The sequence below is a fragment of the Halolactibacillus miurensis genome, from assembly GCF_900116255.1.
In the GTDB taxonomy this organism is placed as follows: Bacteria; Bacillota; Bacilli; order Bacillales; family Amphibacillaceae; genus Halolactibacillus; species Halolactibacillus miurensis.
The window spans coordinates 62,937-80,206 of sequence record NZ_FPAI01000003.1; the positions used below are offsets into that span (position 1 = coordinate 62,937).

General features: G+C 37.9%; 15 protein-coding genes. 7 read left to right on the forward strand and 8 right to left on the reverse strand.

Translation table 11 applies throughout. The annotated features are described in order from the left end of the window. Window positions 1-256: 256 nt before the first annotated feature. Window positions 257-1,768 carry an MFS transporter gene (locus BM390_RS03130; protein WP_197274810.1) on the reverse strand — a complete coding sequence of 504 codons (1,512 nt, stop codon included), beginning with the start codon at window positions 1,766-1,768 and terminating at the stop codon, window positions 257-259. A gap of 312 nt (window positions 1,769-2,080) precedes the next feature. Between BM390_RS03130 and BM390_RS03135 the strand changes: the two genes are divergently transcribed. Beyond that, entirely contained in the window at window positions 2,081-2,797 is a 717-nt protein-coding gene (locus BM390_RS03135; RefSeq protein ID WP_089852894.1) for a GntR family transcriptional regulator, read from the forward strand. A gap of 89 nt (window positions 2,798-2,886) precedes the next feature. Here BM390_RS03135 and BM390_RS03140 read toward each other — a convergent pair whose 3' ends face one another. Beyond that, the gene (locus tag BM390_RS03140; protein ID WP_062322925.1) at window positions 2,887-4,206 is read right to left on the reverse strand and encodes an HD domain-containing protein; all 1,320 of its coding nucleotides are present in this window, start codon (window positions 4,204-4,206) and stop codon (window positions 2,887-2,889) included. 232 nt (window positions 4,207-4,438) lie between these two features. Here BM390_RS03140 and BM390_RS03145 point away from each other — a divergent pair, with 232 nt between their 5' ends. Continuing rightward, window positions 4,439-5,266, forward strand: coding sequence for a lipoate--protein ligase family protein (locus BM390_RS03145; protein ID WP_062322928.1), 828 nt, complete (start codon window positions 4,439-4,441; stop codon window positions 5,264-5,266). 92 nt (window positions 5,267-5,358) lie between these two features. Here the strand turns inward: BM390_RS03145 and pta are convergent, their stop codons facing one another. Further along, window positions 5,359-6,330, reverse strand: coding sequence for a phosphate acetyltransferase (gene pta / locus BM390_RS03150; protein ID WP_089852895.1), 972 nt, complete (start codon window positions 6,328-6,330; stop codon window positions 5,359-5,361). Between the two features lie 257 nt (window positions 6,331-6,587). Here pta and BM390_RS03155 point away from each other — a divergent pair, with 257 nt between their 5' ends. Both BM390_RS03155 and gerQ read left to right on the forward strand, forming a co-directional pair. Beyond that, entirely contained in the window at window positions 6,588-7,007 is a 420-nt protein-coding gene (locus BM390_RS03155) for a cell wall hydrolase (RefSeq protein WP_062322930.1), read from the forward strand. A 25-nt stretch (window positions 7,008-7,032) separates the two neighbouring features. Beyond that, the gene (gene gerQ, locus BM390_RS03160) at window positions 7,033-7,530 is read left to right on the forward strand and encodes a spore coat protein GerQ (RefSeq protein WP_177220614.1); all 498 of its coding nucleotides are present in this window, start codon (window positions 7,033-7,035) and stop codon (window positions 7,528-7,530) included. Between the two features lie 131 nt (window positions 7,531-7,661). Here gerQ and BM390_RS03165 read toward each other — a convergent pair whose 3' ends face one another. Next, window positions 7,662-7,991, reverse strand: coding sequence for a DUF5327 family protein (locus tag BM390_RS03165; RefSeq protein WP_062322932.1), 330 nt, complete (start codon window positions 7,989-7,991; stop codon window positions 7,662-7,664). Window positions 7,992-8,256: 265 nt separating this feature from the next. On the opposite strand from BM390_RS03165, the gene BM390_RS03170 reads away from it, so the two are divergent. The 3 genes from BM390_RS03170 to tnpC all read left to right on the forward strand — a co-directional run bounded on the left by BM390_RS03170 (window position 8,257) and on the right by tnpC (window position 10,452). Further along, window positions 8,257-8,445, forward strand: coding sequence for a hypothetical protein (locus tag BM390_RS03170; RefSeq protein WP_089852896.1), 189 nt, complete (start codon window positions 8,257-8,259; stop codon window positions 8,443-8,445). Further along, entirely contained in the window at window positions 8,442-8,798 is a 357-nt protein-coding gene (gene tnpB / locus BM390_RS03175) for an IS66 family insertion sequence element accessory protein TnpB (protein WP_089852897.1), read from the forward strand. Before BM390_RS03170 ends, tnpB begins: the two co-directional genes overlap by 4 nt. Window positions 8,799-8,907: 109 nt before the next feature. After that, entirely contained in the window at window positions 8,908-10,452 is a 1,545-nt protein-coding gene (gene tnpC / locus BM390_RS03180) for an IS66 family transposase (protein ID WP_062320692.1), read from the forward strand. A 97-nt stretch (window positions 10,453-10,549) separates the two neighbouring features. Here the strand turns inward: tnpC and BM390_RS03185 are convergent, their stop codons facing one another. From BM390_RS03185 to BM390_RS03200, 4 genes are all read right to left on the reverse strand, one after another. Next, entirely contained in the window at window positions 10,550-11,563 is a 1,014-nt protein-coding gene (locus BM390_RS03185) for an acyltransferase family protein (RefSeq protein ID WP_177220615.1), read from the reverse strand. A 186-nt stretch (window positions 11,564-11,749) separates the two neighbouring features. After that, window positions 11,750-13,090, reverse strand: coding sequence for a glucoamylase family protein (locus BM390_RS03190; protein WP_089852898.1), 1,341 nt, complete (start codon window positions 13,088-13,090; stop codon window positions 11,750-11,752). Between the two features lie 17 nt (window positions 13,091-13,107). Continuing rightward, entirely contained in the window at window positions 13,108-13,869 is a 762-nt protein-coding gene (locus BM390_RS03195; RefSeq protein WP_089852899.1) for an endonuclease/exonuclease/phosphatase family protein, read from the reverse strand. A 74-nt stretch (window positions 13,870-13,943) separates the two neighbouring features. After that, window positions 13,944-17,270, reverse strand: coding sequence for a GH36-type glycosyl hydrolase domain-containing protein (locus BM390_RS03200; protein ID WP_062320682.1), 3,327 nt, complete (start codon window positions 17,268-17,270; stop codon window positions 13,944-13,946).

The window sequence follows — 17,270 nt, forward strand, 5'->3', positions numbered from 1 at the left end:
TGCAATAAATGATTACACAACCCCTTTTTCATTATTTTTTTAAAAAAACTTAACTGATAGTCCGTCTTTTTTCCGGTTGTTCCACCATACTTTTCACGCTTTCTATGAGCAAAAGCTGGTTTTAACTATATCCATGCACCCAATCAATAAGACTGTCAGGCAAGTAAATTCAACCACGTATCTTTGATAATAAGCAAAAAATGAAAGCATGATAACCGTCGTCATCATGCTTTCATGTATTATTATAGAGACTGTATCAGCTCTCTGATAAGTTTTCTTCACGGCGTCTTTGTAATTCCGTTTGAACTTCTTGCATTTTCTCTTTAGATAGCGGATAAAACTTCATGGCAACAAGTGAAATAATCCACGCAATCATTAACGTCCCAATGAAAAGGAAAGTCCCTACCCAGAAAAGACTGTCTGTATAAGGCGTGTCTACATCTGGGAAGACTTCTCGGAAACCAATCATCGCAAGTAAGACACCAATTAATGTTTGAGCAAGTGATGAAATCATCTTATCAACAAATGAGAAAATTGTTCCCATAACACCCGGTGCATAGCGACCCGTTAAATACGTTTCGTAATCGGTCACATCTGGAATCATCGGGATAACGAGCCCACCTGAAAGTGTTCTTACTCCTGTTCCAAAGACATAAGCAATTAAAAACGCAATCGTCATAAAGTTCCAATTGCCCATACGAATTGCTGTTGGCTCACCTAACCATAATAGTAAGAACATCGACGTAAACGCTATCATAGAAAGCCACGTTGAAACAATGTAACCTTTTTTCGTACCAAACTTAGAAGCAAAACCCGTACCGAAAAGAACGAGAATGATATTTGGAATCATCATAATCCCCGCTAGTGTTCCGTAAAGTGAGAAGTCACCAATAATAATACCGAAGATCACAACCATAACAATCGAGTTCGTTGCCACTTGTTGACCAAGTTTATCCGTTGACGCAGCAACAATCAGCATTTGTAAGGCACGATTTCCTTTAAGAATGGTTACCATATCTTTAAAGGTAATTTTAACAGCTTTACCGGTACCGAAGTTTTCACTGATATCACTTGACCAAATACCGATCACGGCAAGTAATGTCAACACACCTGAAATAGCAATAAATGTTAGAGAAAACTCATGGAATAATGCCTCTGTATTTGCCGTAAAGCCACCGTATTTTGGTACTAGATAACTTGATAAATAGATAGGCGCCGCAGCAAATAATATAGATGTTAACGTAATATCAAAAGTAGAGAATAATGGCCGTTGAGCAGGATCCGTTGTAATAACCGATTGCCCTGATTTTGTGACAGCTGTTTGGAATGTATAACCGATAATATAAATCATATAAAGTAATACAAAATAAATCAGACGCATACTTTCTGGTGCGTGTTGATTCGTAAAGAACATCAACAAAACAGCGACGGTCATCGTTAAGTATCCCATTAACATGAAAGGTCTAAACTTACCGAACTTTCCGTCTGTCTTATCAATCCACAAACCAATAATTGGGTCAGTAACTCCATCAAAAATACGCGAACCGGTAATAAGCGTTGAAACAACCACCGTCCCAAGACCAATCGGGCCTGTCGCAAAGTAAGCGACATTCATCATCAGAAACATAAAAATATTTGTTGCCGTATTATTAGCGGCAAAGAAGCCCATCTGCCAAATTTTCGCTCGGCGATACTTACCTTCTTGTTTTGCTATTTGTTTTGCTTTCCCCTCGGCGACAATGCGTTGCTGATCGTTATCCATCTTCATAGTGAACTCTCCTTTTTCTCGGTGTTTTTTTGAAAGCGTTTCCTTATGTACTAGTATACTAGCATCCTGAAGTCGTTTTGACTAGTCTTTTTTTAAATTTTTTTAAAAAAATACTTTACTTTTTACTTTTTTGTTCACAAATCCCCTTAACTGTCTATCATTTTTTAAAACTGACTTTTCTTTAATTGTATATAGAAACTAATGATAAGGGTTGATTAATTAGGGAAAACCACATAGAATACTAGTATTACGGTTGAAACCAATAAGCACCAATACAACGTATACTAGTTTATAGAAAAGAGGACGAGTAGGATGATGACGATATTAGAACGCCATTCAGGCGAAAATAACCGTGACTTTGCTTACCGCACGGTCAAACAGGCGATTATGACATTAGAATTAGAACCTGGACAACCAATCAGTGAAATCGAGATTGCTGAACAGTTAGGCATCTCCCGCACACCGATTCGTGAAGTCATTGCTAAATTAAAAGAAGAATATTTAGTTGAAGTCACACCACAAGTAGGCACGTACGTGTCAAAGATTCAGCCGCAACTCGTTGAAGAAGCAGTCTTTACTCGAGCGACATTAGAGCGGGAATTACTAAAGCTTGCTTGCGAGGATTTTCCTGAAGATATTTTAACTGAGTTAAAGATTAGTCTCATGCGCCAAGAACAATTGTTTAAACAACAAGGAACCGAACAACAATTCCATGAACTTGATAAAGAGTTCCACTTTTTAATCTTTAAAGGAGTTAAAAAAGAACACGTTTGGGGCGCCATTACTCGTCTTAGCACGCACTATAATCGGATTCGTTTACTGTCTGAGATTGAATTTAGTTTTGAGAACGCACTCAAACAACATAAGCGCATTGTTGAAATCATCGACACCAAAGCTCTTAGTTTAGTCAACCCAATGATTGATGAACACATTTTAGCACCAACGAAAAAGTGGCACAAACTGTACCAAGAAGATAGTGAATTTAGTCATTACTTTGATAACGCTTATAAATCTCCAGGATATAAATAGGTCACATCACTTTAGATAGTATATAAAACAGCACCAAGTGAAGCTTTCTCACTTGGTGCTGTTTTTTTCTTATGATCAGACAACAGAAGTTAAATGATATTTTTGCCTGTGCGTCCTGTCATTTTTAGTAGCGAGATAATCTGATTTTTTGCTTCAGAATCAGGTAAGCGCTCAATCATATCTCTAGGATAAAACAGTTTATGATCCGAACGCGTCTTACCCGAGATGGCATCAACAATCGTTGACAAACGTGAGAGCTCAATAAGTTCGTCATCCGGTGTCAACAGATAAATCGGGACGCGTTCATTCGATTCTCCTGGCCGATAAAAATCATAGGGTAAATCAGATGTCGAGTCTTCAACTAAGTAATACGTTGGATCGAGTCCAACGGACTCGAAGGCACCATAGAGCATTTGCCAATCTTTCGCATCAAAATCGATGTGATGAGAAACGAATTTAAACAACCGTCGGTTCACAAACCGGTCACATAAATCGCTTAAGATAAAATCCGTTTCTTCCATCCATTGCTGAAAATAGAACATGACAATCGTTTCGTCTAATTGAACATAGTCCGTAAGAGTGACATCTCCTTTAAAAAATGATAAGAAATGATCTGGTGTTTGTTTAAAGTGATACCCGCTTTGGTACAGCTCTTTCACCCGATGGAGTATACGTGATAAAATCACTTCTGCCGAACGACTTACTGGGTGAAAATACACTTGCCAGTGCATTTGATAGCGACTTAAAATATAGTCTTCGACCGCATGCATTCCGGTTTGTTTAATAACGACTTGTTCTTTTTTCGGTCGCATGACTCTCAGCAAGCGTTCTAAGTCAAACTGACCGTAACTAACCCCTGTGAAATAAGCATCCCGAAGCAGATAGTCCATTCTATCCGCATCAATCTGGCTTGAAATTAAACTGACGACTAATTGGTCCTCATGGCTTTTGTTTATGACCGCAGCGACTTCCTCCGGGAAAGTATCGGCTACCTTACGTAAAATCGCATTTACTTCGGTATCACCTAAAATAATCGCTTTGGTATAGTTTTCATGATCTAAATCAAACACTTTTTCAAATGAATGCGAAAAAGGCCCGTGTCCTAAATCGTGAAGCAAACTTGCGGCGAGCGCCAGCAGGCGTTGGTCTTCACTCCAAGCGTCTCTTCCGGTAAAATTTTCAGTAATTCGGCGAACAAGTTCATAAACGCCAAGCGAATGATTAAACCGCGAATGTTCGGCTCCGTGGAAGGTTAAGTAACTCGTCCCAAGTTGTTTAATCCGGCGCAGGCGCTGAAATTCTTTCGTTCCGATCAAGTCCCAAATGACTTTATATCTGACATGGATATAACGATGCACCGGGTCTTTGAACACTTTTTCTTCCGTGAGTTGTTCACAGCGATAACTCATCTTTATTGCCTCCCTTACTATACGTATGTGTTGAGCGATGAATCATTAAGGATGTCCGTCTAGTTATACTATACACGTTTTTAACGTTATCTGTTTCATTCTGTTGAAAACGAATGGGATATATTCCTTCATTATAGCATATCCAAACCTTTTCACGCGAAAACAAAGCGAACGAGTCGCTTATTTTGTTATTTTTTCGTATAATGAAACAGATGAATTTAGAGGTGATTAAATGAAACATTGGACAACGATTATTCCATCAGAAACCGTGCGGTTTCTTGATGACACACAAAAAAATATCAAACCTTATCAATCTTTCGCGATTGATGATACGCTGATCGAAACGATTGATCACTCACAACCCGTCATTAGGTTATGGCGTCATCATCCGTATGTTATTTTAGGTATTGCGGATACGAAGCTTCCTTATCTAACGGATGGGGTAGCCTTTTTAAACAAACATGGCTACAATGTCGTCGTTAGAAACTCCGGTGGCTTAGCTGTTGTTGCCGATGACGGCGTGCTAAGTCTTTCACTTATCTTACCTGAAGCCAAGACAACGTCGATTAATGAAGGTTATGAAAAAATGGTCGCTTTTGTCAGGGAATTACTTAAACCGTGGACTGATAACATTGACGCCTTCGAAGTCGTTGGGTCGTATTGTCCCGGTGACTATGACTTAAGTATTGGCGGCAAAAAATTCGCCGGCATTTCACAGCGCCGAGTTAAAAACGGACTCAGTGTACAAATCTATTTAGCCTTAACAGCTGACAACCAACAACGAGCCAAACTGATTCAACAGTTTTACAAGCTAGCCAAACAAGGCGAAGATACACGTTTCACGTATCCTGAAGTTGACCCAGATACGATGGAATCACTCACAACTCTTGTTGGACAAACACTCGATACTAATCAGTTAGTCACACGGATCAAAACGGTACTGAGCGAACATTTTTCCATCAAGGAAGAGCCATTAACAGAAGAAGAACAAATGATTTTCGCTAAGCGCGAACAACAAATGATTGACCGCAACAAAAAAGCACTGGGACCGTTATTTTAGTCCCAGTGCTTTTTGTGTGTGTTATTTTTTCTATCTTTCAAGAGAAATTCATCAAATGGGAAGTAAAGTAGCCAACTTTACCCCAAGTATTTTTATAAAGCTTGAGCGGCCGTAATAATCGCCAGCTTATACACGTCATCTGCGTTACAGCCACGTGATAAGTCATTTACCGGTGCATTTAACCCTTGCAAGATTGGACCAACGGCATCGTAGTTACCGAGACGCTGAGCAATCTTGTAACCAATATTTCCTGCCTCTAAGCTAGGGAAGACAAACACGTTAGCATCACCTTGGATTTCTGAATCCGGTGCTTTTTTCTGAGCAACACTTGGTACAAACGCTGCATCAAATTGGAATTCCCCGTCTAAGACAAGGTTCGGTGCTAAGTCTTTTGCGATTTTTACAGCTTCTGATACTTTGTCTGTTTCTTCTGATTTTGCTGAGCCTTTTGTTGAAAAACTTAACATGGCCACACGTGGGTCAATATCAAAGAGTTCAGCTGTTTCAGCTGAAGCAATCGCAATTTCAGCTAAATCTTGACTATTAGGCGCAATGTTGATGGCACAATCGGCGAAGACATACTTTTCTTCTTCACGTACCATGACAAATACACCCGATGTTTTTTTAATACCTGGTTTTGTTTTAATGATTTGTAGTGCGGGACGTACCGTATCTGCTGTTGAGTGAGCCGCTCCACTAACTAGACCGTCTGCTTTACCCATATAAACGAGCATCGTACCGAAGTAATTTTCGTCTTTTAACATCTCACGTGCTTGTTCAACTGTGGCTTTACCTTTACGACGTTCTACAAAGCTGTCGACCATTGCATCAAAGTCGGCATAATCTTCAGGATTAACGACTTCTACATTGTTTAATGTTGAGTTTAAATCCGCCGCTTGCTGTTCTAGTTCTTCGCGTTTACCTACTAATACAGGTGTGATAATTCCTTCCGCTGCTAATTTACTTGCTGCTTCTAGAATTCGATCATCAGAACCCTCAGGAAAGACGATTTTCTTAGCACTGCCTGCCAATTGATCTTGTAATGTATCAAATAAGTTGCTCATGTGTATTCCCTCCAACTCGTATTCTGTTATATATAATACGCCTTTTTTGTTACATTTTAAAGTGTTTCGGCTTATTTCTTAAAATTCTTTTTATTTACGTAAAATAATGTTCACAATTTCACTCGATCTTACTCAAAAAAGCAATCAGTTTAAACATGACATAGGATTTCTATAGCCTTTTTTTAATAAGACAGACATCTTTTATTCCTCCTCGCATATAGATAAATAATGACACATGACTAAAGTGAGGTGAACAAATGGCTGTTGTCAATCATACAGAAGAAGATGTGAATTTACTGGCTCGTTTAATGCGTGCCGAAGCAGAGGGGGACGGTAAATTAGGCATGTTGATGGTAGGTAATACAGGGGTTAATCGTGTCATTAGTGACTGTTTAGACTTTAGGCAACTACGCTCGATTCGCGATATGGTCTATCAATCGCCTGGTGGATTTGAAGCCACTCAAAAAGGCTACTTTTATCAACGCGCGAGAGAACAAGATAAAGATCTCGCTAGACGCGTGATTAAAGGCGAACGCTTCCATCCTGCTGACAGGTCACTCTGGTTTTTTATGCCTGAAGGTGATTGTCCTGCTCAGTGGTATGGTCAGTGGAATACCGGAAGGTATAAGTCACATTGTTTCTTTGCGCCACTCGCAAGTGTTTGTCCGCGTGTTTAATTAAATTAAAAGGAGTGTTTTATGTATGTCTGAAGAAATGCGTCAACAAATGCCTAGCCCATTTATGCCCGGAATGAAACAACCGATGCCGTTTCAACCAGCTCCGTGGCAAGATCCTCAAATGCCTAGTGGTCAGTGGCAAGGTGGCGGGTGGCAATCTCAGCCGCAACCACAATCTTGGTCTCAACCACAACCTTGGCCATGGCCACAACCAACACCACCGCAACCATCTTGGCCGACGTTCCCTCAGTGGCCTCAACCTGATGGGCAATTAAGAATTGAAGAATCTTATATAGAAAACATTTTAAGATTAAACCGCGGGAAAGTGGCAACTGTCTATATGACATTTGAAAATAACGACCGTTGGAATGCGAAAGTATTTAAAGGTGTTATTGAAGCCGCAGGACGTGATCATATCATTTTAAGTGATGTTGAAACGGACATGCGCTACTTATTATTAACGATTTACCTTGATTACATTACCTTTGACGAAGAGATCAATTACGAGTATCCTATTCGTTAATCTGTGACAATAAAAAGAACCCACCAATATTTTAGTCTACGATCGGACTATTTCCGACTCGACCAGACGTATTGGTGGGTTTATTTCTATATTGTGACGGCCTCAACTTTTATCAACGCTTCACGCTTTAATTAAAAGTCTAGTAACGAACCGCTACCTTGTTCAAACTGATCCTCTTCATCTGACTGAACAGCTGGCGAGGTATTCGGTTGATACATATCTCCCATCATCTTCTGTAATTCTAATGCCTCCGCTTGTGATTTCGTGACATTTGGTGTCTGATTCATTGATGGTTGTGGTGGGTTATTTGCTTGATCATTTCCACTGTCGCCATCATTGGCTAGTTCAGCCAGTGTTTGAATGGAGTAGAGATAGGCTTCTTTTTTCTTTTGGTTTGTTTCATTTAACGCTAATTGCGCTTGATGCATGATTTTACGAATCACATCATCTGTATTAATCATCGATTTCACCCTTATATACTTTTTTATTTTATCACCTTTGTTTTATTTTAACATAGGTATAAGGTAAGCAACAGTAAATAGACGAGCGATCACCATCGCCACTATCATCCTTTTTTAACAATAAGTAACACACGCTTAAGCGGTTAAGAAATGAGGATATTTGAATACATATTAAATAAAAAAGCTACCCTCTTCGTTCACACTGGATTAAAGGTAAGCGCCAATTGAACGGGTATATACCCCATATTGAATGGAGGATTATTTTATGTCCGATAAACAGGATATTGTGCCAGTCTCTTTAAAGAATGAATCGCAGTATCAAATGCACAACCAAAAAACACAAACGAAATCAACCGTTGCTTTTCAAGTAACGAAAGAATCAACAACTTACCGTGTATATAATGGTATTGATAAATACATTCTGTATACCCTGCTAAAGGGGTTGAGTGAATGATCGTTGATTACACAAAAGTTGATCATATTTATCTTGTCTGCGGTAAAACTGACATGCGTAAATCAATTGATGGCCTTGCGGCCATTATACAAGGTCAGTTTAATCTAAATGTATTTGATAACTGTATCTTTCTTTTCTGTGGAGGTAGTCGCAATAAATACAAAGCGCTATTCTGGGATGGTGATGGATTTATGTTATTGTATAAACGCATTGAAAAAGGTAAAATTCAGTGGCCGCGATCGAACCGTGAGGTTCGTGATATTAGTCAACGCGAGTTGAGATGGTTACTAGAAGGTTTACAGATAGACCAACCAAAAGCAATACAAAACGTTGCGCCAGCGGCGTTTTATTAGAGTAAAATAAGGATGAATTTTTATCCTTATTTTACTCTTTTTTCTTTATTGTTTATCTTACTTATGATATAATATTAGAGTGAATAAATATTGAAAAGAGGTGATCAAAATGACAAAACTAGAGGAAGAGTTAACGGGTAAAGTTGATAAACTTCTGATGGAGAATGAGTCACTAAAAGCACAAGTAAATTTATTACTGGACAAAATATATGGTCGTTCAAGAGAAAAAGGATCTTATGTAGATGAGAACCAGCTCGCTTTATTTAATGATGAAGATTTAAACATCTTTAACGAACCTGAAATAGCCAGCGATCCTGATTGTGACGAACCAGAGATGGTTGAGGTTATCAAAAAGAAAAAGAATAGAAAATCCAAACATGATAATATCAACAAAACCGTCCCTATCAAAGAAGTGGAATGTCTTCTCGAAGATGAAGCGTGTCAATGTGAATGGTGTAACAGTGAGCTTCGCCCTATCGGACGAGAGGAAGTGAGACGAGAAATAGAATACATACCAGCGACACTTCAAGTGAAGGTATATATTCGTCACGCCTATGAATGTCCAACGTGTAAAGCGGACGGGGCAGATGTCATTGTCAAAGCAAAGACGCCTCAACCTGTTATCCCGAAAAGTGTTGCCTCCCCTAGCGCTGTCGCTTGGTTACTTCACCAAAAATATGAACAGTATATGCCATTCAATCGCCAAAAATCGGAATGGCAACGTGCCGGTATTGAATTAAGTCGAACGACCATGGCAAATTGGGCCATTAAGGTTTCAAAGGATTATTTAGCGCCTTTATATGCGTCGCTTCGTGAGGAGCTACTTAAAAATCATATCTTATTCGCTGATGAAACAACGGTACAGGTATTGAGAGAAAAAGATCGAAAGCCAACATCTAAATCTTATATGTGGCTCTATCGAACAGGAGATCACATCGATCGTGAGATTGTGTTATATGATTATCAACCCACTCGCGGATCGATACATCCTAAAACTTTCTTGACCGACTTTAAAGGCTTTCTTCATAGCGATGGGTATGATGCCTATAACGACCTTCCTAACGTCACTCGTGTTGGGTGCCTCGCACACGTTCGACGGAAATTTCATGAAGCCATCCCGAAGGGAGACGCTCCAGTTACAGCATCTAAGGCAGAAGAAGGTCGTAACTATTGTGATAAGCTATTTAAATTAGAGAAAAACTGGCGCAGTCTTTCCACCGAAGAAAGGTTTAAAAAAAGGCAAACAGAGTTACGCCCTGTCTTGGAAGCATTTTTCACGTGGGTAGAAGGGGCGCATGTGCTGCCATCCTCTTTATTAGGTAAAGCTATAACGTACGCTAAAAATCAGAAAGAATATCTAATGAATGTTCTATTAGATGGGGACTTACAGTTATCTAACAATTTAGCAGAACGTAGCATACGCCCTCTCGTTATGGGAAGGAAAGCCTGGTATTTTTCAACGAGCACCGACGGTGCTCTATCAAGCGCGATCACCTATAGCATCATACAGACAGCTAAATCTAATGGCCTTGATGCCTTCAAATGCCTGACCTATCTATTTGAACAAATGCCTAATACGGAAAACTTTATGGATGAATCAGTTATTAAAACTTTCTATCCATGGAATCCCGATGTTCAGGCAAAATGTAAATAGCCTTTACTACACTTAACATTGTAGCAAAGGCTATTTGTCGTGCCGACCTACCTGATGGATTGGCGCTTACGATTAAAGAGGTTAGCTTTTTTTGGGGTTAAGTTCGCTCGTTGGATTGATGATAATATGAACCAAGTAACTGTCGCCACTCTCGTTGTTTCACTGTCTTAAGCTCAATCAAAGGTTTAAAAAAAGCTGTCACAACTGGACTGGATAATAAGAGGACGAGACTACCACTTATAACAATCGCCCCTAGAAGCGTCACTAGTCCTTCGATTTGAAAGAGCTCTAAACGCCGCATCGTTTGGATGAATAACCCGTGCAGTAAATAGACATACAATGTTTTTTGACCCATTTTTGAATACGTTACCGCTTGTTTGGGCACAACCGTAAAGAACAGAAAACCTAAAATGATGGCGCCCAAATAAATAAATCCGCGAGAAACAATACCCAACACCGGTACGCCCATTGCCTCGTATGAGGCCGAACCAAACAAAAGCTTCACAGGATAGTCAAGAAATAGATGGAGACCAACGATACTAATGATCAGTATACCTGCAAGTTTCGTATGGGTTCTATCAAGTAAGTGAAAAAGCCATTGTTTGTTGACATGGTACCCAAGTAAGAAAAACGGGAAAAAGACAAAAGTACGTGACAAGCTATACACATGTCCAATCGCATCGATGTAACCGACACCTAACCCGATGCCAAAGGCAAGTAGTAACCCTAACGTCTTTGGTAACCGTTTAAACACAGCGAGTAAAAGATGCCAGCTGAAAAGACTCAACAAAAACCACAGTGACCAGTTAGGCTCCATCATCGTTTTGGCAGACTGGCCTTCAAAATAATTCATGACATTATAAAGCAGTTGAAACAGGACATAGGGCATAATTATTTTTTTCATTAAGTTTTTAAAGTAGACGAGATCCCATTTCCCTTTCGCAAAAAAGCCACTCACAAATATCATTGCGGGCATATGAAAAAGATAAATCGTTTGATACAGCGTCATCAAAGGTTTTGAGTCAGCTGTCGATGGTTGAATCACGTGTCCGAAGACGACGAGAAAGATCAGTAACACTCTTGCATTATCAAAAAAGTCCTCACGTTTCATTGGTTTCACCCTTAATTCAAAAGTTAATATAATTATTAATTCATACAGGACATTTATTAACTGTACTTTAACATCATATATATTATAATACCTGTTCAGAAATCATTAAATAACCTTAAAAGAATTGTTAGTGAAATGTGACATCATTGTCGTAATCCGATATGTTTTGATCACTTCTTCGTCATATTAGTTACCTATTTGTAATAAAAAATCCTCTTCTAATAAAGGTTCTGCATTTTTTCCATATGGGTGTGAATGGAAATATACCCTTATAATATCATTATATAAATAATTACCCAACGCTAATATGATCATCCCTTGGTCCAATGCTAAATAAGAGTGGGTTACTTCCTCAGTCAATAAATTGATTGAGTCATATAAACCGTAATCTCCATACATGTCCTTTTCCTTCATTATTTTAAAACTGTTCTTTACCGACTCATCATCGTAATCTATTGCTAGTATCGCAGCATGTGCTGTCATAGTTGCTTGGTCATCATAACCGCTCATTCCTAGCTCTTCTACACCAAATTCACTGTAACCATCAGGTATAGCTGCTGGCGAGAACCCAAACAAAGGATAACCTTTTTGTTCTGAAAAATTTTGTTGCAATTTTACATGTTGATAGTTATTCGCTCCTAATCCTTTTTCCGCTAACTTCTTTTCATTTATATAAAGTCCTGGCATAAGAGCTTCAAACATACTTCCGCCCCAACTAGGTACAAAGCGTTCTTCTCCCAATTCATAGTATCCTTGAAACATTTGTGTGTTTTCTTTTTCAACGAATTTACCTTTAGGCACCTGTCGCTGCCAATCAAACTCCTCCGGGGCAGTTCGATCCAATTTCCACCAGTGATCAGAAGGCACATCTCCTTTTCCGATAGCCACATAACTAGCCATTCGTGTTTCAGAATATAGCGTACCGTAATGATGATTTGTATACTGATTTTGTTCAACATCAAAACCACCATATAGTCTATCTATGTTGTTATCATATAAATAGCTATAATCCATTTGATTAATTAAATCATTTGCATGCGATTCGAGGTTATAAAAATATTCAGCCGAGACCATTAAAGCTGCAGTTAACCAACCATTATCTACTGAAGATATAAACTTTCCCCAGTCGGTCATTTGTTCCTTTGAGTCAACAACGTACCAATTATAAAACAGTCCGTTCCATCGATCGAGTGAGTCTAGGGTATTTAACACTAATGCTGTTTTTTCTTCAGCTTCTTTATAATTTATTAATTCGGCTTCTGCAGCAATAACCAAACTCGATAAATACATTGCTATATTTGTAGGAGATGTTTGATTATATGTTTTAACATCATTCTCTTCAATATCTATACGATCTCTAGTTAAGCCTGTCTCTCTATTCGTATGATCATCAAAATAGCGATAAGTATCTTCTAATAGAATATGCATTGCTTCATCCTTATTATAAAACTGATATCTCATCATCATAATAATGACAACGAACAGCACGAATAGGGCTGATATTAAATATTTAATTTTCTTACTCATTAAGAATATACCACCTTTCATTTGTTTATTACAAATGTTGCTTTGACTGGATAATGATCACTCATAGCAGCCTCCTTGCTTACGTTATGACAAATTTGATGTGCTTTTAAATCGACTAATGATACGCGGTAAAATAAATGATCAATAGCATCACCAAATATTTCTCCTGTATAGTTATGAAATGTTGTTAATGAATGACTATCACCATGATAAATTGAGATATACCCATTTTCATTCATTTTGTTCTTTAACTGTGTATTAAGTTTCATATTAAAATTACCACCAACAATGACAGGTATATTATTCGGTATAAGTTTTGTTATTTCTTTTAGTAAAATATTTAATTGTTTATTTCTAACCTCTTTATCTTCGTGTTCGAGATGCGTATTAAACACGGCAAAAGATTGCGGCTGACTCTTCGATTCGAATATAGCCCACGTACATATTCGCGGAAGTACGTATTCATTAATACGACTTTCTTTTTTATCCGTTGTATCGGATAACCAAAAGGTACCTTCATCGATTAGTGACAAACACTTTTTTTGATAATAAATCATACAGGATTCATCATCAATCGCACGTGGTTCAGCCACTTTACAGATTTCATCAAGGTAATCCATCAAATCATTATGCATCACCTCAGTACCTTCTTGAGTTAAACAAATATCCCACTCGCTATTAAACAAAAACTCACCAATGATTACTTTACGTTTTTGCCAAGCTGCTACGCCTGTCTGCCCATAGTTTACGTGAAGATTAAAAGTTATAACATTAACCATTAAAGTACTCCTTTCCATCCATGACTAGCTAAGATTAACACGGTAAATAAAAAAGGAGCTAAGCTCCTTTTCTACTATCTCTGAATAAAGATATCGACAACATTATCTTCTTTCATCAACAACTGTAATAATTCCTTTTTATCGACTATCAATCCACCAGATCGGTATGGACTTTGTTCTTTTTGAACGGATACAGTTCGACCGTTCACAATTAAACCGGACTTATCCGCATTTAAGTGATATTTAAAAATAATAGGGGTTCTATATATATTAAATTGAAACTCTAAACCATCTAAGTGATCTGGTAAGATAGGGTCAATAACTAATCTATCCTGCATTGGGCGAATACCTAATGCATGAGAGATAAGTTGATTCAAGTATATACCAGGTCCGCTTGAATAAATTCTCCATCCACCTTTTACAGCACGTTTCCCATTTCTTAACTCATGAAAGTTCGCTTGTGCTTCATAGCGATCATTAAACTTACCATCTGATGAACTAAAGTAAGCATTACTTTGTCGTAATTCGGCGTTAGGTACAACCGTTTGAATCCCAATTGGATTAATCTTTTCTAGACTTGACCATACTTCATTCTCTTTACCTAATTTCGCCATTGCTTCTGCATAACGAATGTGTGCATGAACGTATTGTAAGCCGATTTCACGACCGAAATTAGCTGCTGTTTCTGCACGTTGGAAATGAGTGTTCACTCCTCCCTGGTAATTAGCTGGACGATTCATTAACCTTACACCATCTGGGCAAGCTAAGTGTTCTTGAATTAATTGATAATTTCTATCTGCTACTGACTTTGGCACTAGTTCACTTATGATACTTCGTTGCATTGGTAATAAGCGATAGTGAATCCCAGTTGTCTGATCATCGGGATGTAACATAGGTACCGGATTGTTCGGATCTTCAAGATATAAAAATCCTGGAATCACATCTGTACTAAGCATATATTGCTCAAAATCATTTTTGATTTTATTAGCCAAATCACTAAATTCTATGGCCTTCTCTTCATTAAAGCTTGAAAATACTCTTTCTAGTTTCGTCATTGCTTGATAAGTTAGTGCAACCGTCCAACTCGACACCATATATTGCTTTAACTGTTGATTAGCTGGTTGCAATGTGTCATCCCAATCACCATCTCCATATGAAGATAATCCTGTGCCATGTAAGAAATGTGCTCTGATATATTGAATTTCTTTTTCTAAATGATTCATAACTGAGTAGGATTCCTTAGTAAAGTTATGAGTCCCTCTTACCGTATACGGCACCTTCTCATCTAAAATAGAATAATCACCCGTCTTTTCCAAGTAATCACCAATAACCTTAAGTGGCCAAACAATAATATCACCATGGCTTTCTCCTGATTTAATATGATGATACCGGTCAAACATAAACCACTGTGGCCAATTACCATCATCTTCAAATTGATGCTTGAATATATTTAAAATGATTTCTTTTGTTGTATTATAATTTTCAGTCGCAAGGAAATACTCTATTGGCCCTTGGCATACATCACGCGTTCCCCATGCAGCTCCACTATATTGTTCTAACCCATGCGGCACAGAGAAGTGTACAAGCATATTATGTGTGTACCAATAGGCGAGGGCATTAACTTTCTCTATATGATCTAGACGTTCTCCTTTTAGCGTTAAATCAAAGTCATTTAATAATTCTTTGTAATACTGTTTATATGTTGCTGTTTTCTCCTCGAACGTATCGTTTGATACTGATTCGAACGTGCCGTCTAACGTCCCTTGAATAGTAATGGTGAATGCATCTGTTGCTGTTGTTTTTAATACAACAAGTGAACTCTCATGTTCATAACTATTTTCTACAAAAAATCGTCCATCATATACGTCGTAATGAGCCCCTTCCACTTTAAGTTTGTAAGACAGCTGTGGATAAATTGTTGCGCTATCACTCGTTTGAGTAGCCTTAAAAATTAATTCTTTATCTGTTGTTTCCATAATGAATGATTGATCGTGTTCATTTGTGTTCATCGTTACTTGGTTTGTCACTAAATAACGATAATCTTTTCCTGATTCAGAACAAACTTCAAGTTTCACGCTTTTATCATTTAGCGAGGTATAAGCAGTGACAACAATGACATCTTCATTAATCTTATATGTCCAGCGAGTAAAATTTAAACCAATATGATAGCTGGACGGTACTGTCATTAAACGATAGCGTTCACCATCATTTAGATAGATTCGCTGACCCGATGCCTTCATAATATTTAGCGCATTTCGTTGATTCGAAATCCATTTATTAAAATTCGTATTACCTAATACCAATTGTGCATTGAATAAACCATACATAAATGTTGTAGATGTGATTGTTTCATCTGTTACATGGTCATTCCGATTACCCATTAATATGTGCCCGTGCGGACGCTCTACTAAACGTTCTTTTGCCTTTAACACTATATGTTCGTAATCTTCAGTAAAAAAGGCAAGAAGTTCCCCATCGTTTATTTCTTCTTCAATCCTTCTTGGATACAACTGATTAATTTCTTCCTTAGTTAAAGTATCGCCAATAATAACTTCACCTATCTGATTATTTACTTTTGGTGAACTATGGTAGAGTAATGGCGATGTGTTGATATTAAGTCGCTCATAAATAACTTGTACTTTATCATTTTGTAACGGATTAGTTACTGCGTCAGGATAGTCCCCTTTGATATGTCCATAAAAAACAAAGGAAAGTTTATCATTTGCGTTAGTTTTTTCTGTTTGTAAAGCTGTGTAAGCAAATTCATATTGATATACTTCATTTGGTAGATTCTTTGTTAAAGCGTGAGGAATATTCGTTTCTTTATAATCCAAACCAAAAAATTGAAAACCATCTGTCGCATATCCAACAATGTTATTTAATGATCCTTGCTCTAAATAAGGATTACCGGTTGATTGCCCTTGATTTTGACGAGAACAGACAACATACCCATTATCTTTTTCATAAACAGAATGATCAATATATTGTGAAACATAAGCTTCATTATTTCTAACTGCTCCTTGGTCTCCAATCCCCACATCTTGACCATACATGATATCAATCGTGCGACCGTCATTATCGACATTGACAGTATAAAACCATGTATCTTCTTCACCGATTTCTAAAGTAACTTGATAATTAAGTCCCGCTACTTTGCCTTTATAAATAGCGTTCATCTCAGTCAAGCTAAATTCTGCTCCTGCTTTCGCTCCTAAAAGCGGATAACTTTTTATCTTGTCATCATGAATACGAAGGTAAAGCTGATTTAAACTTCCGTCCAGAGGATTGCTAATCCATTGATTAATCATAATTGATTTGTATTGGGCTTTCTTAATATCACCGGTGGATAAAAACTCAAAAGATACGTCACCTTTTTTTAATAGTAATGATTGATGTGTCAT